General features: G+C 43.1%; 14 protein-coding genes. 2 read left to right on the top strand and 12 right to left on the bottom strand.

Annotation, left to right across the window (positions count from 1 at the left end; all coding sequences use genetic code 11):
• Positions 1-3 precede the first annotated feature (3 nt).
• Positions 4-10122 carry a hypothetical protein gene (locus T538_RS0103375; RefSeq protein ID WP_031540802.1) on the bottom strand — a complete coding sequence of 3373 codons (10119 nt, stop codon included), beginning with the start codon at positions 10120-10122 and terminating at the stop codon, positions 4-6.
• Between the two features lie 864 nt (positions 10123-10986).
• On the opposite strand from T538_RS0103375, the gene T538_RS0103355 reads away from it, so the two are divergent.
• Positions 10987-11211, top strand: coding sequence for a hypothetical protein (locus T538_RS0103355; protein ID WP_031540801.1), 225 nt, complete (start codon positions 10987-10989; stop codon positions 11209-11211).
• Positions 11212-11235: 24 nt separating this feature from the next.
• Entirely contained in the window at positions 11236-12198 is a 963-nt protein-coding gene (locus T538_RS0103350; protein WP_369794969.1) for a glycosyltransferase, read from the top strand.
• 53 nt (positions 12199-12251) lie between these two features.
• On the opposite strand, the gene T538_RS0103345 is transcribed toward T538_RS0103350, so the two are convergent.
• The 11 genes from T538_RS0103345 to T538_RS0103295 form a co-directional block, all read right to left on the bottom strand.
• Entirely contained in the window at positions 12252-12968 is a 717-nt protein-coding gene (locus T538_RS0103345) for a WecB/TagA/CpsF family glycosyltransferase (protein ID WP_031532141.1), read from the bottom strand.
• Between the two features lie 139 nt (positions 12969-13107).
• A complete protein-coding gene (locus T538_RS0103340; protein ID WP_031532140.1) occupies positions 13108-14472 on the bottom strand; it encodes a UDP binding domain-containing protein in 1365 nt (454 codons plus the stop codon).
• A 164-nt stretch (positions 14473-14636) separates the two neighbouring features.
• The gene (locus T538_RS0103335; protein ID WP_034538809.1) at positions 14637-15659 is read right to left on the bottom strand and encodes an NAD-dependent epimerase/dehydratase family protein; all 1023 of its coding nucleotides are present in this window, start codon (positions 15657-15659) and stop codon (positions 14637-14639) included.
• Positions 15660-15672: 13 nt separating this feature from the next.
• The gene (locus T538_RS0103330; RefSeq protein ID WP_031532137.1) at positions 15673-16407 is read right to left on the bottom strand and encodes an IspD/TarI family cytidylyltransferase; all 735 of its coding nucleotides are present in this window, start codon (positions 16405-16407) and stop codon (positions 15673-15675) included.
• Positions 16404-17285 (bottom strand): UpxY family transcription antiterminator, encoded by an 882-nt coding sequence (locus T538_RS0103325; RefSeq protein WP_031532136.1) that lies wholly within the window; start codon positions 17283-17285, stop codon positions 16404-16406. The genes T538_RS0103330 and T538_RS0103325 overlap by 4 nt, the downstream gene beginning before the upstream one ends.
• A gap of 130 nt (positions 17286-17415) precedes the next feature.
• A complete protein-coding gene (gene nqrF, locus T538_RS0103320) occupies positions 17416-18693 on the bottom strand; it encodes an NADH:ubiquinone reductase (Na(+)-transporting) subunit F (RefSeq protein WP_031532134.1) in 1278 nt (425 codons plus the stop codon).
• A 20-nt stretch (positions 18694-18713) separates the two neighbouring features.
• Complete coding sequence (gene nqrE, locus T538_RS0103315) at positions 18714-19358, bottom strand: NADH:ubiquinone reductase (Na(+)-transporting) subunit E (RefSeq protein ID WP_031532133.1); 645 nt, start codon at positions 19356-19358, stop codon at positions 18714-18716.
• A gap of 27 nt (positions 19359-19385) precedes the next feature.
• Positions 19386-20012 (bottom strand): NADH:ubiquinone reductase (Na(+)-transporting) subunit D, encoded by a 627-nt coding sequence (locus T538_RS0103310; protein WP_031532131.1) that lies wholly within the window; start codon positions 20010-20012, stop codon positions 19386-19388.
• 14 nt (positions 20013-20026) lie between these two features.
• A complete protein-coding gene (locus T538_RS0103305; RefSeq protein ID WP_031532130.1) occupies positions 20027-20731 on the bottom strand; it encodes an FMN-binding protein in 705 nt (234 codons plus the stop codon).
• A 23-nt stretch (positions 20732-20754) separates the two neighbouring features.
• Positions 20755-21930 carry an NADH:ubiquinone reductase (Na(+)-transporting) subunit B gene (locus T538_RS0103300; RefSeq protein ID WP_031532129.1) on the bottom strand — a complete coding sequence of 392 codons (1176 nt, stop codon included), beginning with the start codon at positions 21928-21930 and terminating at the stop codon, positions 20755-20757.
• Between the two features lie 26 nt (positions 21931-21956).
• Positions 21957-23309 (bottom strand): Na(+)-translocating NADH-quinone reductase subunit A, encoded by a 1353-nt coding sequence (locus tag T538_RS0103295; RefSeq protein WP_031532127.1) that lies wholly within the window; start codon positions 23307-23309, stop codon positions 21957-21959.
• Between the last annotated feature and the right edge of the window lie 93 nt (positions 23310-23402).

The raw sequence follows: 23402 nt of genomic DNA, 5'->3' as shown, positions 1-23402 counted from the left end.
TTATCAATTCTTCTTATAAACTTTATTTCCATTAATAATATATACACCAGCGTCAAGTCCATCGAGAGCCTCGCTTCTCATAATCTGATGCTTCAACTTTCTACCGTTAAGGTCGAATACGTCAACCGGAACATCTTCCTCGATATTTCCGTCTTCTGTCATTACGGTATCGATTACGTCGGTTACAACCTCATCGTCGCCAAACAGAGATGTGAACTGAATACGAACCTTAGCGTCTGACGAAGTAGCCTGCTTTGGCATGTACATATACATTCTGAATGGGTCGATAAACGACTTATTGTCCATTCTTACCAGATAGCCGCCCTGATATGCAACGTAGTCGGTAGACTCTCCGACAGGAAGTATATCATTGTCGAAGTACTTCTGACGGAACAATCCCTGAGCATAAGAACCATTAACCTCACCAGGCACGCGGTCTGTCTGCTCAACAGACGATACTGTTTCGTAATCCTTAACCTGAACAGCAGACAAGTCTGAGTAAAGGTCGGTCTTTGAGCGGAATGACAATACAGCCGAACCGCCTTCACCAACAGTTTCACTTGGCGTGTACTTCATCAAGTAAGAGCCAACTGGCAATACATTGTACTCATTGCCATCAACAGATTCCTTCTTCAGAGACACTTCCTCGAATGTAACAGTTGTTCTACTGTTCTCAGTCTTGTAGCTCTTAAACTTGTAGAACTTGATGTCTGAGCCAAGCACATCCTGATTGTTTACTACAACACCGTAAACCTTGTAAGGAGTACTTATTGTAGCATAATCCTTAACATTCTTGATAGTACGCTTGTACGAAATCTTCTTGGCAGGAACAGGACATGGAACATAGAAGTTGAAGTCCTTGTGCTGCATACGCATATCCTCTCTATACAGAGTCTTCTGGCTTGTTGAGTTGTACTCAGAAGTGTATATCTTAGAACCCGGATCAGACAACAGGATTTCGTCTGCCTGAATTGTAGTTCCTGAGATAGGAGCATAAGAACCATCTGAGCCTTTGGCAAGCTTACCCCATACACAGTTCACACCATAGTTGTCCTTTCTACCACCATTCATCACGGTGTTGTCTGAGTGTGGATTGTAAGCATCATTGTCGTGATTGAAGAATACAATCCAGTTGTCGTTACCAGAGCCAAGTTTGGTTGATACGGCATTACCTGTATGATAACCAGAGTGTGGATGGCGGTTAGCACCTGTATAGTTCATATAGAAGTCTTCCGGCTCGTATTTTGAAGGATCAAAGTTGTCGGCAGAGCTGTCGAACAACATACCCTTGTACACGAGGTTGTTGATATCACTGAAATCAAGCAATACAGGATACAAATCACCCGGTTTCTCCTTATCCTTAATGTCGTTCATACACTGAACATACAAAATCTTGTTAGCATCCGCCTTATAGTTGTTTGTATCATCGCCTGAATAGTACAGATTTGCGTTGTATGCAATCTCACCGCTCTGGAACTTACGCTGATCATCTGTTACCTCTTTTGCGCTGAAGTTATAGCGAGGACTATAATAATCATCTTTGAAATCACCCAACATTAAATTGTAGTCGCCAACATACTCAACATAGATGTTGTTTCTGAAATCACCATTGTTGTCAAATCCACTAGCTTTTTTTGCCTCTTCTAAATCTTCAGGAGAAAGCACTTCTCCATACTCTTTGACAATAGTATTGTCCATGCCATGAGGCGTACCATCAGCATAACGGGCAATCAAATTCTGACGGTAATTGTATGGAGCACGTCTGTAATAGTAATCGACAGACTCCTTACCTGCATCACCCATTGACTTAACATAGAATGGCTTCAGTTCCTCAGTATTATTTGTCATACTATGTCCTACATTATATATCTCCTGCAAGCCAGATCTACTCATCAGACGACCGAAGTTGATATTGTTGTAAATCTTCGCTCCTGTAGAACCACTACCTCCTGATGCTATATTACTACAGAATGCACCTGGGTCGCAAATCGTATAGATATCTGCATAGTTGATACAATTGAAGATTTGAATAGGACCAGCACCGCTATGAGAAGCAGAAACGAATGCACCACAGTTTACGTCCTCTGACATACAGAATGCCTTGTTATAACAGTTTCGGATAACGAACTGTCCAGCACCTGCAGGTCCATAATACTTAACACCAGCAAATACACCAGCGTATGAGTTTGAAGAATGAACATATCCACTCTCAATTCCAAGATTATGAATCTTTGTACCACCAGCTCCGACACCAATCAAACCGGCAACCGAAGTAGATGTTGTTACATACAGGTTCTTGATATAATGGTTGTTACCGTTAAAATCTCCCTTATACGCATTGGTTGATTTAACCTTGTAATACCATGAAGAACCATTTCGCTTCTGAGATGTTGACTTACCAATAGGCTCAAGATTCTGTGCGGTAATCATACCACCACGAAGCAGCGAGTTGTCAACAACCTTATATGCGCTGTAGCTCATATACTTAGCCCATGCCTCCATAAACTCGTCAGAGCCATAATATGGAACATTGTTCTTATTGTAGTACTCAATAAGCTCGGCATCTGTCTTGAATACAGGAGCAATAGAGTCTACTGCATGGCCGTTCTCATCAAGCTTGTAGTGATAGCCCTTAGAACTGAATGCAAAGCCAGGGTTAAGGTCGATATTGTCAACCAACTTAACATTTGTCGTATAATAAGGACCATAAGTATTCTTTACTACATCTTGAGCAGCGTAGCGATACTTTGTTTTATCACCTACTGTGACTTCTTCACATACTCCATTTTCAACGTCTTTGCCATCCTGCTTACTATCCAAATCAAAATAACACATATCCGGTGTCATTTTATCCCTATGTAACCAAACACCCTTGTTGGTATAGTAAGAGAACCAGAACAGACGCAATTTGTCACCAATTTCAAACACTCCATTAACAGGCTCAACCGTCTCAACAGAAGAACTTGTAAACATTACATCCTTTGTATCCTTGTTGATATGGCAATTCAGATTATCACCTGTATAAATTCTGTTCATATAGAAGAACGGAACACTATATGCAGGTACACAATCATCATAGTGACCAGCATCAGTAATCTGTGTCAGACTTCTTGTACCGTTGAAATACCAGCCCTTGTCAAGTTTCTCGTCAAGAGAGTATGCAAAATCAACACCACCGTCGTACACTACTGTACCGTTGTTTGTAACAGGCTCAACCTCAGGCTTAAACAAACCAGCCTTGTGTACATCGGCTCTTTCGCATCTTGTACCAGCCAATGCGGGGAATTCATCAACCTGCTCTTCTGTTACATCTGCATCGTAAGCAGCATCGCCGCCCAATGTCTGACGATACTTCAGATTAGCCACATCGTCGGCAGTCATGTTACGTCCATAACCACCAACATTCAGCAAATAGCAAACCTTACCGTTGTTGAAGTTCTCCAAAGTCTCATAATGAATCTCGCTTGGAGTGTTGATTGTTGCCTTGTCATCTTCTGTTTCAAGCACATAGCAGTTCACGAACTGGGCAATAAGGGTATTATCTGTATTACCTACAAGATGATTGTTGTGGTTCTGGAACTTACCCTCAGTAGTACCGGCACTGTAACAATTTGTAATTGTTGTTTCCTGCTTACTACGATTATTTCCAATGAGCGCATAATGCCACAAATAATTGCCATGTATATCAGACTTGCTATAGCAGTTGTCCACCAAAACCTTAGATACTGCATATCCCATCAAACCTCCAGCACCAGTGTTGCTTGAATTTGTAATGTCCATTTCAACACCACAATTCTTAATGGTAATAGCACCAATAGCACGACCAATCAAACCGCCTGTCTGCCAAATATTATTGATAGAGCCTCTCAGCACAAGGTCCTTTATTGTACCATTATTCATCTGAGCAACCAAGCCGGCACGTGCTTTACCTAGCTTATAATAGCTATTATCATATGCCTTTGTGTGGTCAATAAACAGATTGGTAATAGTCTTGTTATTTCCATCAATTGTACCTCTATAATGGTCATTACCATTACCTGGGGACTCAATCTCTTTAATGTTCCCATACTCATCCCTTGACATAGTAGCACCAAATGGAACCCACTGTACCTCATTATATGTTACACCACCAGTTGTAACGCTAAGGTCAATATCATTCAGAAGTCTGAAGTTAAATGTGTTTTTTGTCGTCTGCTTCTTGTTCTGATAGTAACTTGCCCAACGGAGTTCAAGGCTGTCGGCAATCTCGTAATAATCGATGTTGTCAACATCGTCATGAACCGTAGCCATAGTCTTTGTAAGACTTGGCGCTGCATTTATCTCATTGTAATATTCCTTCAAATTGGCAGATGAAGTTGGGTTCAAAATCTGACCAGAATAGATGTTCTTATCCTTGAAGTATGGCACAACAGGCACATTACCCTCATTGTTGATAAGAGCAGTCAAATCGAAGGTTGCCACACCATCCTCACCAACAACCGTATTTGTAAAATATGAGTTGTCAGATGCCTTTACCGGCCAGTTTGGCACAACAACCGCACCAGAAGGTGCTGAATATTCAGTCTTGTACACACAGTTTGCATAATCGTTATCAGCCATACTACCTGTAAAGAATACCGGATAGTCGTCAAACTCCTCTATTGTTACATTCTGACCATAAATAGGTTCTGTCATTGCAGCATAATCAGAATGTATGCCAGCATTCAGGTTAAATGTTACCTCACCCTTGTTGAACTGCTGCTGTGTAGCACTTGTAACACCTGTACCGTTCTCGTTCAAAGCATAACATCTTGTGAATGACGCAACACCAGTCTTATACATTGGAGCATCAGAGATGTCGTATGAAGCATATACATTATTTTCATTATCGCCACCCTCGGCAATGATGGCACCATTGTTAGTTGATGCTGTTGCATTACCATGGTTATAGCAGTATTCAACTCGAGCACCGTCGGCCTTGGCAATAATACCGGCAGCAGCACCCTTAGTGTTGTTTACATTTACCTTAGAGTAGCACTTAGAAACTGTTGTACCGTTGGCAATACCTACCAAACCAGCTGCATACTTAGCATTTGAAGGAGCGGTATATTCACCTTCGATACCAACATTCATGATTGCTGCACCTACACCTGTCTCACCAAACAGACCGCAGCTTGCTACAGATTTCTTGACATCAGTCAGACCTGTAATCTTAAAGCCTCTACCGTCGAATGTATTGGTAAACGGATGTGTATTGTTTCCTATCGGCTGGAACAAATGCGATTTTTCATCAGCTCCCGAGATGCCCTTCAATACATCATCTGTAATAGTATTGTCGAGTACGATGTCGTTAGCAAGATGAGCACTCAAATTACCACCGAAAGCACCATCATTTACAAGCTTTGCATACACATGCAAGTCGAGTGAGTCGGAAAGCTCGCAGTCGCCACTCTGTGTAGAGAATACAGTATAGCTTGGATGAACGAATGCAAAGTTTGTCTTGCGGTCGATTACAGGCAAGCCACCATGGAAGATTCTCACTTCCTCCACGCCATTGTCATTCTTGAACTTAGGCTCAACGAATGCAATGTTCGGATATTTAATAGTCTTTCCTTCAGCCTTAATCTCAAGCAAACCAGTCTCTTCATTAACGCTCAGGTTTGCATCGAGGTTGTTGTTACATGTCAGAATACTATTAGGATAGCGTCCTTCATGCTTCTTGTTATATTCCTTTATATAATCCTTTGCAGGCACAAAGCTCCATGCCTCGTATGCATCATCAGAAGGAGATGTGAATATAATTGCATACAAACCATTCTGATTATCCTTGAATTCAGGATATGCATCGATAGGGTCATACTCCAAAGCCTGACCATATACATCGCGAAGCGCAGCCTTGCTTGCATCAAACTCACCGTTAGTATAGATGTCTGTTGTACCACCATTCAACCAGATGGCAACAGTACCATTATTGAACACCTGCTTTGATGCTACATAATAAGTCGTTCCAGCTTCAACCGCGTCTCTGCCTTCTCCGTCAGAAACAGTTTCAGCATACTTATATGTATTCTCAAGTTCTGCCAACTCTACGCTATGAACGTAAACCTTAACGCCCTTAGAGTCAGCCTCAGGGTCAGTCTTTACTGTCTGGAAAGCATTACCATAATATACAACATCGCCATTCAGTGTATAGCAGTTGTACATCTTCTGTACATACTGGCGGTTGTTGTAATTTGTTGTTCCATTAGTTTCCTTGGTTACATTACATGACTCCAGATAAGGTGTTATACCACCCTTCTGCTCAGAGCCTGTAAATGTACCCTGGTTATAACAATTTATTATATTACAGTTGGTTGCATAATTTATCTGTCCAACAAGACCAGCCACGCAACCTTCTGCATTCAAGTTCTGAACATTTGCCTTGTTACAGCAGTTAACGATGTACGAACGAGTCTCATTGTTGGTATCACCATTGATGTAACCAAGCAATCCAGCAACACCCTTGTTGGTGTATGCCTTAACCGAACCGCCAGCAATGTTCACCTTATATAATACAGACAACTCTTCAGGGTCTGCACCTGTTGCAACCTGACCAAACAAGCCAATGCCAGCCTTCTTCTGATCAGCAACCTCATGCTCCTCGTCAAAGTCAATATTCAAACCAGAAATCTTGAAGCCATTACCGTTGAATGCACCGCGGAACTTGGCAGTTGTCGTATTGCTTTCAGTTCTATCCTCCTCAGCAACAGTCTTCAGCCAGCATCTTGTGTAACCATCGCCTATTGGGTTGAACGAGTGTTCAGAATCCAAATTGATGTCGGCAGTAAGAAGTCCGTTTGCATAATTATACACATAGTTCACATAGTAGCTGAACCAGCGTAACTGGAGTTCATCAGAAATCTCATAATAGTTTGATGTAGCCTTGTTTGGAGTTACACCAGTTGCCTCCTTAACTACGTCACGGAAATCTTCAAGGATATCACCTTCCTTTCTTTCCATCACAACGTATGTTGGAGTAGCCTCATAATATACTCCGCCCGGAAGAACATCAGAAGCCTCAGTTTCTTTCTTTTCAAGCTCCAACATTGCATTGTCGGCAGCATAGAAAATCTTATCTACATCAAAGAAGTTGTTAGACGGATACTTATACAAATCGGCAGGCTTTGCCAAATCTGTTACAAGTTTGTTTTCAGTAACACGCTCCTTGTCAAAGTAGTTGAAGAATGAATAAGTACCGTTAGGGATGTATGTATCTCTTGTTGTTACCTTAACATTCTCGTATGCATATACACCATTTTCCGGATAATAATACTGCAATGGGAATACACGCTTTTCGTGCTCCTCGTTATACATTGTCTCGGCAGCAAGACTCAACAACACAGGATATTCATCAATATTTGTATTACCTGCAAGCTTCTGTCCGAATACAATATCCTGCTGGTCGTCGTTCAGATAGTAAGCAACACTACCGTTTCTAAATTCTTCGACAGGCTTGAAAGAAGAATGTACTTCCTTACCGAAAGGATAGTCTTCAACTCCATCAAGTGTATAGCAGTTTGTCAAAACAGGATAGTTTCTATTCGAAGAACTGTTTGACGCACCATGCACAATGCTACCTACATTATAGAAGTTGCTGATTGTAGACTCAGTTGCAGAAGGAGAGCTATAACCTACAGAACCGTGAGCATCAGCAAGAAGCGATGTGATGTTACCGTGATTATAACTGTTTGCTATAGTTACAGTTGCAACACTGTTCCAACCGTTCATACCAAGAAGACCACCGGCATTTGAGTTTGCAACAGATGCCTTAACCTCTGCCTTGTTGTAACAGTGATCCATAAGGAGAGTACCTGCATGGGCGCCCTCGACGATACCGCCGACGATACCACCTACAGCATAACCCTTACCCTGAACAGAACCGCTCTCAATACCGAAGTTGGTAATTCTGACGATTGTGTTGTAAGCATCACTTGGACTTACCACACCGAACACACCAGACATGTTGTCGGTCTTGTTATCGTCAATCTTAAGATTTGTAAGATAATGCTTTCTACCATCAAACGAACCTGCAAACGGACGAGAAGTTGAGTTACCTATTGGAATAAACAACTCTTCTGTATCATCAACAATACCAAGTTCCTCATTCTTGCCCATATCGATGTTGGCTGTCAATTCGGCAGTAACCTTGTTTGGAATACTTACACCGACATCCTTAGATGCAGTATATGACTCCGCATTATTGACATACCAACTCAACCAACGCATTTCGAGTTGGTTACTAATATGATATGTATTAGTAGATGAACGCTTCAATGTCTTGAACTCTGAATAAGTCAAACTTACATCATCGTTCTTATCAAGCGTATTAGCATCTGTAATAACGCCATCGCGTGAGAACTTCAACGGACCGTATCCATACAAGCCGTCACCAGTCTCTGTATTGACACTATAACGAAGAGACTGATTCTTATATTCAGCAGAATTATTCTTGAAATCACTCAAAGAGTAGCTTCCCGCTGTTTTATTGTAATATTCTGTAGTATTAACGGCGAATTCGTTATCCAAATCAGTACCGTTCTCCATAATCACACCAAATCTGAAAACCTGATCGGTTTTGTTGACAGGATCCGAAGTGATACACATTGGATAAGGGTTAACACCCTCGCCTGAAAGCTTCTGATAATAGTTGATGTTATCATCAGCAGCCTCTATATTACACAAACCGTTAGTATTCAACAGATAAGCAAGCTTGCCGTTTGAATAGAATTCATTATTTACAACTGTCATTCCCTCTGGGAGCGACTCGATATTGCCGTTAATATAACAGTTGCTGAATGTTACATTTGCAGATGCGTCTACGAAAAATTTTGGCGCAGGGTTTGGAGTAACTACAGCCAACTGAGAGTAACAATTCTTGAAATCAACAACAGAACCACCTGTTACCTTACCCAAGAATGCCGTACTACCACTTGACTGGGCACCACCATTTACGCTACCCATGTTGAAACAGTTCTCGAAAGTGATATGCAGATTGGTGTAGTCGTCACTAACATTTGCACCAGTCTGACCGATGAAACCACCAGAACACATCTTTGGAGCCTGCCATCCTGACACTACAACATCGGCAGCAGAACCTACATTTCTAATTATAACCTCTCCAGTACCAAACACAGACGAAGCAATAGCACCTGAATAATCTGTACCGTTGGCAATATATCCAGACTCGACAAACAGATTCTCTACAACAGCACCACCACCCAAGCATGCGAACAATCCGTTACCATAACTTGGAATACGGTTTGTGAAAGTTGTATAATTAGTGCTTTTATCCCACTCTCTCAAACGAGAAATAAACAAGCCCTTGATTTTATGATTGTTACCGTTAAAGTGACCTCTATAGCATAGCTGATTACAAGTCTCAGCCTTTACACTATAGAAAGAGAAATAACCCATAGGCTCAAAATAGTAATCACTCATATCAAGGTCTGCAAGCAATATTGCATTTGCATTTGGATGATATGTGTTTATCTGAGTCTTGTTATTACTGTTAATTACAGGTTTGCCATTTATCAAATCGCTATAATGGCCTACATGACTTGCAAACCATGCAAGATGCTCAGGTTTCTCAATCTGGTAGTAGCCGTCTACAAGAGCAGGCTGCTCTGTATGGTCTGTCCAGAATGGAGATGCAGCATTTGCATTTACTGGTATAGAGCTGAAGTCGTAAGATATTGTGATAGCGTGATTTTCGTTATCTATAATAATGTTAGGACGGCGACCGCCAACATTGTTTGTTGTAATTTCGTCGTACTTTAAGTTCTCGGTTGGAACATAAACCTTACTACCGTTCTTAGAATATGAAGCCTCCAAAGAATTGGCAATTGTAATGTTTGGTGTAAAACCAGCTGAATTCTTTGGAAGTACAATATTAAGAGTGTACTCGCGCAATACATAAAGCATTATGTCGACGGCATTACCGCCAGCTGCCTTATATGTATCGAACTTTGAAGAATAGGTAGCACCATTAACGTTCCATTCTTGTTGATAAATAGAATTGGCTATATTTTGTCCTCTTCTAGAGTAAATTAATGAAGCATCATCTGGATTTGGATCGAGATTATTGCAATCCAACTTATACCTCATTCTATATATACCAGCAACAGATGGAGCCGCAATATTATTTTTAATTACATTTTTAAATTTATCACTCCAATTTTCTTTACACTTTGAATTGGATTTTCCAGTATATGACACATCATTTTTTCCGAAATTCGCAGTAGAATTTTCACTTGCACCATTTTTATATGTTATCACATTATCATTGAAAACCATCTTAGTGCCATCCCAGTATCCCCACGTACCAAGATCTTCACCTTCCGTCCAGCTTTTATAATTTCCACCATTATCAGTAGAAAGAGAATTATAACCAGCCATACAAGTAAAGGCATACAACTCATTAGTAGCCCCTTGCATATTCTGATAAAATTCTCTAAACATCTGCCTAATACCAGCATCTCTTACAGTAGAGATATATGGATTATCAACCTTCACAGTAAACTCATCATCACCATTGGTATTGATATAAACATAACCATGTTTATAACCGGGTGTGCTTCCACTTTCCAAAGTAAAGTTTGTGCCAAACTTCTCACCAGCATTTATATAAAAATGCTTCGATGTTTCATCAACAAAAGTGACCTTCTGCGGATTACTCACCGAAATTGTTTGTGTTTGTTTACTTGCATCATTACCCACTTTTGTAGGAACAAAAGTAATCGACGTAATGGCAGTATTGTTATACTTACCATTTTCTTTGCTAACAATGGGTACACTTGTTGGTGTCCTAAACGTACTCTGTGCCGTTGCCTCCGTCGCCAGACACAACAGCATAAAAATGGAGCAGAAAGCAGTCAATGCCTTCGGCTTCCCCAATAAAGTTCTCTTTTTTATCATATTAACGTAGTCCATAGCTCTACATTTTTAATTTCAATAATAAAATTCTATTCCGTGGGCAAAGATATTAAAAAAATGTTAAAAGCCGTAAGATTTCTTTTCTTTTTAATTTTACATGCTCAAAAACTTGACGTACAACATATTTTAGAGTCCAAAACGCTTGTTTTACATTGGTTTAATGACATCTACGGTAAGCAAAACGGCGCAAGAATGGGCATAAACAACCGCGTTGAAACACTCTGTATGATATTAGCGGATATTGTTAATAACTTGCCATAATTATTAACAACGGCATGCGCACTTCTGTTAATAACCAAGCCTCGGCAATATTCAAAAACTACGCTGGCAAGGCAAAGACAGAAGCGCAAAAACCAAAATGAAAAATGGCATTGCTGGTTATGTTTTTTTACATATATTTGCAGAATGAAGATTTACAAATATATACTCACGCGCTTTAACCTGAAGCTGTGGCAGACCGACAAAAACAGCCGCGACACTCAAACAGACGAATGGCTTGAACAACGATTCCGGCTGTTTGAGCAATTCACTCTCCCATCGGTATTGAATCAGACTGACAAGGATTTCAGGTGGATTGTGCTATTCAGCAGCGACACCCCCACTAAATACAAGTGCCGTATTGAGGAAATACGTTCAAGATGTCAGCAATTCAGAGCGATAGGCGTTGCGCCCGAACAATCGACCAATTTCAGCCAGATATTCAGAGAAGTCGTTGAGTCGGACTTGGACGGAATGCCCGAGGGCATGGTATCGACAACATATCTCGACAACGACGATGCTCTGTCGGCTAACTACATGAAGAGTATTGGAGACATTGCGGCAGACTTGCAAAAAAAAGGAGATACGGCAAAGCCTACATTCATAAACTTTATATACGGCTGCCAATATTTTACGGAGTACAAGACTGCAAGCACGGCATGCTACAAGCGCAATCACTTTATATCGCTAATAGAACCGACAAACAGTGTAAAGACAGTTTTCGGCTACGGCAGCCACTACTATCTGAAAAAGCAGAGTGGAGTGAAAGAAATCAAGATTACGAAGCGCGACATGTGGCTTGAAGTAATACACTCGACCAATGTAATAAACGATGTGCGCACAAGCCTGCACACACGAATAATTGACAGCAACAGACTATATCAAGCGTTTGGCATCAAGGCTGAAACGCTTAAAGGCACAATAAAGCCGGCACTATACATAATAGCCATGAAGGTGAAGCAGAAACTTAAGCTGTTCGGCTTGAAATAAACGAAATAAATCTCCTTATCGCGATTTGTATTCAGGGATAAGGAGACTTATTTCTATCTGCATATTATGACGTTCTTAATATATAGCAAATTGCCTAAAACATATCTTCTCCACATGCGTCTCGGCTCATGGACAAGGCGATAAAGCCACTCTATGTTATACTTCTGACACCACAACGGGGCCCTCTTGAATGTGCCGGCATAGAAATCGAACACGGCACCGATAGTTCCGCAATGGCAATTTATATCAAGCTCGTTCCAATGGGCATACGCCCACTTTTCCTGCTTCGGCGCAGTCATGCCAATCCACAGCAAATCGGGCTTGGCTCTGTTAATGGCATCGACCATAGCCCTGCTGTCCTCGTCGGAAAACTCCGGCTTAAAAGGCGGCGAATATGTTTCAATCTCAATATTGGGATGAAGAATTGCCGCTCTCTGCCTTATCCTTGCGAGAACATCTTCGCTGCTTCCCAGAAAAAAGCACTTGCCTCCGCGCTCATTAAGTCGGGCCATCTCGTATTCGAACAAATCATAGCCAGTGACGCGTTCGCAAGGACGCGGCATCCATCTGTTTACCTTAAACGCAAAAATAATGCTTACTCCGTCGGGCAACACTACATCGCAATTCTTCAGCGACTCTGCAAAGACTTCATCCTCAAGAGCTATGTTGTAAGAATTGGCATTGACGGTGTTTATCAGTAATTTCCCTTCCGGCAGTTCGGCCAAATCACTGCGTTTTGTCAAAATATGTAATTTTCTAAGGTCTATCATAAATGAAACGGGCAACTTCTCAGCCGCACACAATCAATTAGTATTATAAAAACAAGATGACAATGTTGCTCAAAACAAGGGCGGCGAGAATGAAATCTGTCGTAACGGCAAAAGACAATAGCAACGCACCAAAAGTGCATCAGTCGCGTCGGAAAATGTCTCTTGTATAAACCTTGTCCTTTACGTCATCAAGACACGAATCGTAGCGGTTGGCGATTATAGCCTGCGAACTCTGCTTGAATTTCTCCAGGTTGTTCACCACCTTGCTTCCGAAGAACGTTGAGCCGTCCTCGAGCGTTGGCTCGTAGATTATGATGTCGGCTCCCTTAGCCTTTATTCGCTTCATCACGCCCTGAATGGCAGACTGGCGGAAATTGTCGGAATTGCTCTTCATTGTCAGGCGGAACACTCCAACTACGCAAGATTCGTTATACGACGGGTTGGCAGAATACTGGTTGTTTGTTGAATAAGCGTACCAGCCAGCCTTCTGCAATACGGCATCGGCAATGAAATCCTTTCTTGTACGGTTACTCTCGACAATGGCAGTCATCATATTCTGCGGAACATCGGCATAATTTGCCAGAAGTTGCTTAGTATCTTTTGGAAGACAATAGCCGCCATATCCGAAGCTTGGATTATTGTAGTGCGAACCAATACGCGGATCGAGGCCGACACCCTGAATTATAGCCTGACTGTCGAGGCCTTTTATCTCGGCATAAGTGTCAAGCTCGTTGAAATAGCTTACGCGCAACGCAAGATATGTGTTTGCAAACAACTTAACGGCTTCTGCCTCCTTCATTCCCATAAACAGCGTGTCAATATCGGGCTTCAGAGCACCTTCCTGCAACAATGCGGCGAACTGCTTGGCTGCACCTTCAAGGAATGGAATGTCTGCAATCTTGCTGATAGCCTCGTTTTCTGCTGAAATTCTGTCATCGTTTGATGCTTTGTTTAGCAGTTTCGGATAGCCAACGATTATTCTGCTTGGGTAGAGATTATCGTACAAAGCCTTGCTCTCGCGAAGGAACTCGGGAGAGAACAAGAGGTTAAATTTCTTTCCCTTCAGAGACGGGTCAGACTCGAACATGCTTGCATATTTTATATACAGATTTCGGGTGTATCCCACTGGAATGGTACTTTTAATGACCATAACCGCATCAGGATTGACCTCGAGCACCAAATCGATAACCTCCTCGACATGCGATGTGTCGAAGTAATTCTTTGCAGAATCGTAGTTTGTAGGAGCTGCGATGACAACGAAATCAGCATCCTTGTATGCCTGTCTGCCATCGAGCGTAGCAACCAAATTAAGTTCTTTCTCTGCAAAGTATTTTTCAATATATTCGTCCTGAATAGGAGAAATTCTACTGTTTATCTTCTCTACTTTCTCAGGAATTACGTCTACAGCTGTAACCTTGTGATGCTGCGACAGCAATGTAGCTATACTCAAGCCAACATAACCTGTACCAGCAACTGCCACTTCAAGACTTTCAAAGTTTCTCATTTGTATATTAAAATTTGCCAACATGACAAAACATGCGGAACAACAAATATTTACTTGACAAAACTAGCAAAATGTAGAGTTTCTGTCAAATTTAAGCGATGCAAATGTAATTAATTATATTAATTTATACAAATTTACGGCAGAAAACAATTTCAAGAAAAGGGCTACTCCGCAATATAATCTATCAAATTTCTAAAAATTCTATCCAAACCGTAAGATGGTTTCCAACCCAATGCCTTCAGCTTGCCTACCGACAAACGAAGTTTTGTTACAGGAGCATAGCCCATATTGTCGGAAAGTTCGATTCTGACATTTATATCATGGTTGAAATTGTCGCGCAGATATTCAGCCATGCCGCGGGCGGAGATATAAGTCTCCTCGTTTGCTACATTATATGCCTCGCCGGCTTTACCTTTTAACAAGACGTAAAGAATGGCTGAAACGCTGTCGATTGTGTAACAATATGGACGTGCCGCCTCGCCTGTGGTGTGAAGAACAATATCCTCGCCATTGGCAGCGCAACGGGCAAACTGCGCAATTACCCTGTTATCATCCTTTGAAATGCCTGCTCCAGTGGTCTGTGTTAGTCTGACAATCTTCGCCGGGACGCCATACTGCGAAGCATACAAAGCACACAGATTCTCGGCTGCACGCTTAGCCATTGGATAAGAACTGCGCACACTCATCGGGTCGAGATAGCCTTGAATATCTTCTGTTACGCTAACACTATCGTCTGTAATCGTTCCGTAGACTTCGAGCGACGAAAGGAAGACAAAGCCCTTGACACCCTCCGTTTTTGCATATTCGAGAAGTCGCTGCGTTCCGTTTATTATAATATTGAATGTATCTACAGGCTTTTCGACAAAGAATCTGCTTGATGTAGGCGCGGCACAATGAACCACATAATCGACCTTGCCTAAAGATGAATAACAGAACGATGAAAGTTCACATTCTACGATTTGCAAACGGATGTCGTCTCCGAACAGAGATTTTGCTTTTTCAACATTTCTTACAGGTGCGATAATTTTCACACCTTCGTCGAGAGCCAACAGACATCTGACGAGGATTGAGCCTATCAATCCTGTTGCACCGGTTATCAGGAATGACGAGCCGTGCAATTCCTTCTGCAAAGCGAATGTCTTGCAGAAATCTTCAATATCACGAAGCAAAACGCTTGATTTTCCCATAGAATTCATCGCTTTAAAAACCAAAAATCTGCTGATTCTCATGAACCTGAACCATCGCTCTGAAGATGAAGAAATCGGTTGGCGTTGTGATTTTTATGTTCTCCATCGGACCGATGATTGTATTCATCTTGTAGCCGGCATGACTCATCAAGGTGCAAGAATCGATATAATCATGTCTGTTTTCCTGTATTGCTTCGCGATGAGCAGCAAGGATATCCGTAAGCATAAAACTCTGCGGAGCGCGCGCCACCAGCGAGTTTGCACGCTCGGGAATTTCCATACCGCCGTCGGATTTTGTAACCACGAACGTTTCGGTTGCAGGAACGCAGGTTATGCAGTTTCCGCGCTCGCGAACCATGTTTATATTGTCGGTTATTGTCTGCTCGGTGATGAGAGGTCGTACCCCGTCGTGAATCAGCACGGCTGTCTCTTCGGGCGAGCCATTCTTCTGCGCCCATCTCTCGGCTGCACACAATCCGTTGTAGATTGAGTCCTGACCGCTTTCGCCGCCCGGAACAATCTCCACGACCTTGTTTATCTCGAATTTGCGAAGCATCTTCTCGAGGAAAGGAATCCACGACTCGATGCACGACACACATATCGCATCTATTTCGGGATGATTGTCGAACAATTCGAGAGTATATATGATGACAGGCTTGCCGTTCAGTTCAAGGAATTGTTTTGGCCGGCTCACGGTATTCATTCTCTTACCCGAGCCACCTGCGAAAATTACCGCCACATTCTTCATAACCATTCATTTAGAAAGTCGAACGTACTTTTTGATTTTATGTTTTGTTTGATTGAGTTTATCTTTCCGAGCACTTCTGCTGCCTTTTCATCCTCACCTATGAGTTTGTAACTGGCATACATCAGCGCATCAATCTTAATCTGCGAATTTGGAGTGCCGCACTCAAGCATCGAATATCGTTTTACGAACACTCGCGCGAAGGAATCGTTCTTCAGCGTGCCTTCCGATTTTTCCTTAACGGCATTTCTGAGGCGCGGAGTGTAGAGTTCGACAACCTTGTAAAGATGTCTGTTGTTGCCGAAACGTATAATCTGAAGATATTCGGGCTGAATATTCAGAGTCTGGACGGCGAGAATCTTGCTAAGCGAGACGATGACCTTGCCTCCTTCCTTTCCCTGCTGAGAAAGAAGGATTCCCTCTACCCCATCAAACGCTCCGCCGATGATTCTGACCTCGTCACCTGCCTCAAGGTTAACTTCTTCGGGCTTGACGTATGGAATCTCACCATCGCGATAGAAACTTATCGCTTTGCGGAACATCTGCATCTCGGCATCGCGAATACGAACCGGAATTGGATTCGACAAAGAATCGAGAGCCGACCGACGCTGATGCATAATCATCAGTCGGTAGGCTGTGTTTGCCATAACCCAGTTTCTGAGGTCGTCGTAATTGTCGGTGGCAACAAATACCATGTTGAGCACAAGCGAACGCTCAACACGCACCTTATGCCCTTCCCTGCCAACCATAGTGAAGGTTGTCGGAAGAAAATATTCAAAACCTTTTTCGTCCAACTCCTTTCGTATGGATATGCTCAGATACGGTGATTTAAGCACATACCATACTTTTGTGCTGTCCGAACAGCCGTCTTTTTTTTCCATTGGTCGCAAAATTAAACAATTTCTGCGATATGCAATCAGAGTTCGGACAAAATATGGACATACACAAAAAAAAGAACCACCCCTCTGAAAAGATGAAGGATGGTTCTTTATTATCGTTACGTTTCGGATTTTATCCGCCGAAGTTATCGAAGCGAATCATGTTGTCCTCTACGCCAAGGCTGTGAAGAAGATCGAGCACAGTCTTAGCCATCATTGGAGGTCCGCAGAGGTAGTACTCAACATCCTCTGGAGCTTCATGCTGCTTGAGGTAAGTATCGCCCATAACTGGAGCAATGAATCCCGGAGTGTACTTGATGCCAAGGCTGTCTGCCTTTGGATCAGGACGGTCGAGAGCCAAGTGCATGTGGAAGTTAGGGAATTCCTTCTCAAGTTCAAGGAAGTCGTCGAGGAAGAATACCTCGTCGATTGCACGCGCACCGTAGAAGTAGTGCATCTCGCGGTCTGTAGTCTTCAGAGTCTTGAGCATGTGCATAATCTGAGCACGGAGAGGAGCCATACCGGCACCACCACCAACCCAAATCATCTCACGGCCTGTACCGTACTGAGGACGGAACTCTCCGTAAGGACCACTCATAATCACCTTGTCGCCCGGTTTCAGAGAGAAGATGTATGATGAAGCGATACCTGGATTTACATCCATGAACTCAGGACCGTTTGGACACTGGTCTTTTGGCTTGAACGGAGGTGTAGCGATACGCACAGTAAGTGTGATGATATCACCCTCGTCTGGATAGTTAGCCATAGAGTAAGCACGGATTGTTGGAGTAGGGTTTGAACAGTGAAGCTTGAACAAACCAAACTTCTCCCATGCAGGAACGTACAAGTCGCCGATAAGATCGCGATCGAAATCCTTATAGTCGATTTCGAATGCAGGAATCTTAATCTGTGCATAAGAACCTGGCTCGAAGTCCATGTGCTCACCAGCAGGAAGCTTAACCTTGTACTCCTTGATGAATGTAGCAACGTTGCGGTTACTGATAACCTCGCACTCCCATTCCTTAACACCCATTACTGAGTCTGGAACCTTGATTTCGAGGTCGCCCTTAACCTTGCACTGGCAGCCAAGACGATATCCCTCCTTAATCTGCTTACGAGAGAAATGTCCCTTCTCTGAATCGAGAATCTCGCCGCCACCAGAAACAACCTGACACTTACACTGACCGCAAGAACCCTTACCACCACATGCTGATGGAAGATAAACGCCCTTCTCGGCAAGAGTGCTCAGAAGGCTTGCGCCCTGACCAACCTCAAACTTGTCCTTACCGTTTATTGTTATGTTCACATTACCGCTTGGAGAAAGATAAGTCTTTGCAACAAGCAGAATTACAACCAGCAGAAGAATAATCACAAGGAATACTCCAATGCTTGCAAATATAAAATTACCCATCGTTTATATTCCTTTAATTATTATAGATCCAAACCTGACAAGCACATGAACGCCATAGCCATCAAACCTACAGTGATAAAGGTGATACCCAGTCCCTGAAGTGGCTTTGGAACGTTTGTATATGCCATTTTCTCGCGAATTGCAGCCAAGCCCACGATAGCAAGCAGCCAGCCAATACCAGAACCCAAAGCATAGGCAAAAGTATCACCAATGCAGCCGATAGCCTTAGTCTCTGTTGCTGGGTCCATAAGTATTCTCTGCTGCATGAAAAGGCTTGCACCCATGATTGCACAGTTTACGGCAATCAGCGGAAGGAAGATGCCGAGCGAAGCGTAGAGTGATGGAGAGAAACGCTCAACAACCATCTCAACAAGCTGCACGATACCTGCAATTACAGCGATGAACAAAATAAATGCAAGGAATGTAAGGTCCTGACCGCCAAGAACAGCCTGATTGAATGCACCGTTCTCATCAAGAACCTGAGTTTGCAACAAATAGTCAACAGGAACGGTGATGAGCAACACGAATGTTACCGCAATACCAAGTCCCATTGCTGTCTTTACAGTCTTAGATACTGCCAAGTATGAACACATACCCAAGAAGAAAGAGAAAATCATATTGTCCACAAAGATTGAGCGGACGAACAAACTAAAGAAATGTTCCATAATGTTTCTGTCTTTTTAAAGTATGTATTATTTTTTCTCGTCATTATATGCACGGTGTGCCCAGATAACGCAGCCAAGCAGAATAAGAGCCATGGCTGGCATCGTCATCATACCGTTGTTCATGTAGCCAGCATCGTAAACAGCCTGTGGCAGAACCTTGAATCCGAGGATTGAGCCTGCGCCAAGAAGTTCGCGAACGAAACCAACTACGACAAGGATGATTGCATAGCCGATACCATTACCGATTCCATCAAGGAAACTTTCCCAAGGACCATTCTGCATAGCAAAAGCCTCAAGACGTCCCATCAGGATACAGTTTGTAATGATAAGACCTACATAAACTGACAACATAACACTAACGTCATACACATAAGCCTTCAGAATCATACTCACGATTGTTACCAACGCTGCAACTACTACCAACTGAACGATGATTCGGATACGGTTAGGAATAGTCTTGCGAAGAAGCGAGATAATCAAGTTTGAGAAGGCTGTGATGACAGTTACAGACAAGCCCATTACGATGGCTGGCTTCAACTGTGATGTTACGGCAAGAGCCGAACAGATACCCAACACCTGCACTACGACAGGATTATTCAGGTTTAGCGGATTTGAGAATACTTCCTGATTCTCCTTAGAAAATAATTTACCCATATTCTTTCCTCCGATTATTTAGCGTTATTCTTCAAGAACTTCATGTACTTCTTCAAACTGTCGTGAAGCATGTCGTTCACACCATTTGAAGTAAGAGTAGCACCTGTAATGGCATCGCATCTGTTGTTAACACCAACGCCATCGACCTTCTTGCCTGCCTTAAGCACGCTAAGAGCAATGGCATCGCCGCTCTCGTTGTAGATGGTCTTGCCGGCAAACTGCTTCTGGAAGCCCTCGTACTCAGCGATGATGGCACCAAGTCCGGCAGTCTCGCTCTCGTGAGAGAAGTATGCGCCGTAAACAGTACCCATCTTGTCTGTATCTACGGCAACATAGCCCCAGATACCGCCCCAGAGTCCTTTACCAACCACAGGAACAACAATCTTGTCAACACCGTCAACCTTACACATATAAACAGGAAGGTTCTCTGGGTTGATATCCTTTTTCTTAACATCGAAACCGCCCTTCTCAGCCTTTACGTTGCCGAGTGTGTCGATAATCATATCAGACAATACAACCTCGGCATATTTAGCCTCGATATTCTCGTTCTGAATGTCGCGGATGTTAAGCGAAGCAAGAATCTGCTTCTTCTTGTCAATCTCTTCGTTTTTGTCAGATTTTGGCTTCAGTACTGTTGATGTGAAAGCCAAAAGGAAAGCAACGATAACAACCATTACCGAAGCATAGACAACAGTATATGTATTACTACTTGTATTCATATCTTTCAGTCATTTAGTTGTTATTATTTTAGTTTTGCTCTGTTAGCACGCTTATTGATGTTGCTCTGAACAACATAGTAGTCGATAAGTGCAGCGAATACGTTCATGAACAGGATTGCAAGCATCATGCCCTCTGGATAACCCGGATTGAGCACACGAACAACGATAGCAATAACGCCGATGAAGAATCCGTAGAAATACTTACCTGTCTCTGTACGAGCTGAAGTAACAGGGTCTGTTGCCATAAACACAGCACCGAAGCAGAAACCGCCAAGTGTAATATGCTGATACCAAGGCAACTGAGCAACTGCATTATCGGCAGCACCGAAGTTGTTGAACAGGATTGCTGTAAGAGCACCGCCTACAAATACAGAGAACATAGTCTTCCAACTTGCAACGCCAGTCCACAACAGAAGCAGACCGCCAAGCGCAATGGCGATAACGCTTGTCTCACCGATACATCCAGGAATAAGACCTGTGATAGAATCGATTGTAAGCGAAGCCGACTGTGCACCGTTTGCAGCAGCAATGCCAAGAGGAGTAGCACATGTTGCACCATCGGCAAGGTCGTAGCCTAGACCGAAGATTGAACTGTTCTCAACCCATACAGAATCGCCTGTAAGGCAACCCGGATATGAGAAGAACAAGAATGCACGAGCAACAAGTGCCACATTGAAGATATTCATACCAGTACCACCGAAAATCTCCTTTGCAAAGATTACAGAGAAGGCAACAGCCAACGCCAAAATCCACAACGGAGTAGTGACAGGTATAATAAGAGGTATAATGATACCAGATACGAGGTAGCCCTCCTGAATCTCCTCGTTCTTCCATTGAGCCACAACGAACTCAATGCCAAGACCTACGATGTATGAAACCAAGATCTTTGGCAGCACGGCAAGGAATCCGAAAAGGAACATGCCAACATGGTCGGTCATGTCACCACCTCCTGCCAATGCATTCTGATAACCCACGTTATACATACCGAACAAAAGAGCCGGAATAAGCGCGATTACCACAAAACTCATGATACGCTTGCTGTCGATGGCATCATGAACATGAACTCCACTCTTCGCTGTAGTGTTAGGCACGAACAGGAATGTTTCGAAGCCGTCGAACACAGAACGGAATGCGTGGAGTTTGCCTCCCTCCTCGAAGTTAGGCTTTATCTTGTCGAGATAATTTCTTAACGCGTTCATTTATTAAACTTATTAGAATTTATAATTTACTCCATCTCAGCACGAAGCATATCCAGTCCCTCACGGACAATACGCTGCACCTCAAGCTTAGATGAGCATACGAACTCGCATACGGCAAAATCCTCTGGAGCAACTTCGTAGATACCGAGAGCCTCCATACGGTCGATGTCGCCAGCGATGATAGCCTTGACAAGCTGCTCAGGGAAGATATCCATAGGGAACACCTTGTCGTACTCGCCACTCATAATCATGTGACGCTCGCCACCCTTCACGCGGGCATCGAGAGTATATTCCTTCTTACCGAACAACCAGCTGCAATAAGAGCGGTTTGCTGAGAACTCGTTAAAGCGTGGCATAATCCAGCCGAGAAGTTCGGCTACATCGTCACCTTCAGGAATGATTGTTACTTCTGTTGAACGTGCACCGAGGAATCCGTCGGCAACCACCTTCTTACCAGTAAACACGTTACCGCTAATGATGCGTGTGCTGTTGTGAACGGCTGTGTTTGTAGCGATGAGGTTTGACAACTGCTCGCCAACCTTAAGGCTTACATAGCCAGTCTGCTTTGTCTCAGAACCGCAGAATGCAACCTTACGAGTAAGGTCAACCTTGCCAGTGTTGAGCAGGCGACCGATGAAGATAACCTCCTCAGCACCCAAAGTCCACACAACTTCACCTTTATTTATAGGTGACACATGGTTAATCTGCACACCAACGTTTCCGGCAGGGTTTGGACCGTCGAACACGTTCACTTCAACATCTTTTGCTGAATTCAGAGCCTGAACGCTCTGCTGAGCCTTGCTGATGCCGAGATAAGTCTTTGCCATCTTAGAGAGGGCTGTCAGACCAGTCTGGAAATCAGCCTCCTGTCCCTGAAGAACATAAGTAAAGTCGGCTGCCAAAGGCATAGAGCTGAACGCAGAAACAAAAATGCCCTTAGGAGCATCGTCTGGGTTAGCAACAATGTCGTAAGGACGTTTTTTGAAGAATGCGAATAAACCAGACTCAAGAAGCAAAGCCTTTACAGCCTCGCCGTCCATCTCGGCTACATTCTTCTTGCCGAAGTCTGTGTACTCCTGCTCAGCGTCGGCCTCTACCTGCACGCTCAGCACCTTTCGACGTTCGCCACGCTCCACAAGCGATACAGTACCGCTAACTGGAGAGACAAACTTCACTGAAGGATGATTCTTGTCAACAAACAAGGCATCCCCGGCCTTAACCTTGTCACCTTCCTTGACTACCACTTTCGGTTTCATACCGTGAAAGTCGTCTGGAACAAGCGCGAACTTGCCAGCTGCCTTTACGTTGATAACCTGTTGTGAAGCCTTACCTTTCAGGTTCAAGTCTAAGCCCTTAGATAATTTGATCACATTTGCCATATATAATTTTGATAATGGTTTTTAATATTTATTCATTAAAACGCTACAAAATTACACAAAATATGTTAAACAAGCATATTTTTTAGTTTGTGA

This window comes from Bacteroides sp. Ga6A2, assembly GCF_000702225.1.
In the GTDB taxonomy this organism is placed as follows: domain Bacteria; phylum Bacteroidota; class Bacteroidia; order Bacteroidales; family Bacteroidaceae; genus Ga6A1.
The sequence above is the reverse complement of the archived record's forward strand: the minus strand, read 5'-3'. Positions and strand labels throughout refer to the sequence as shown.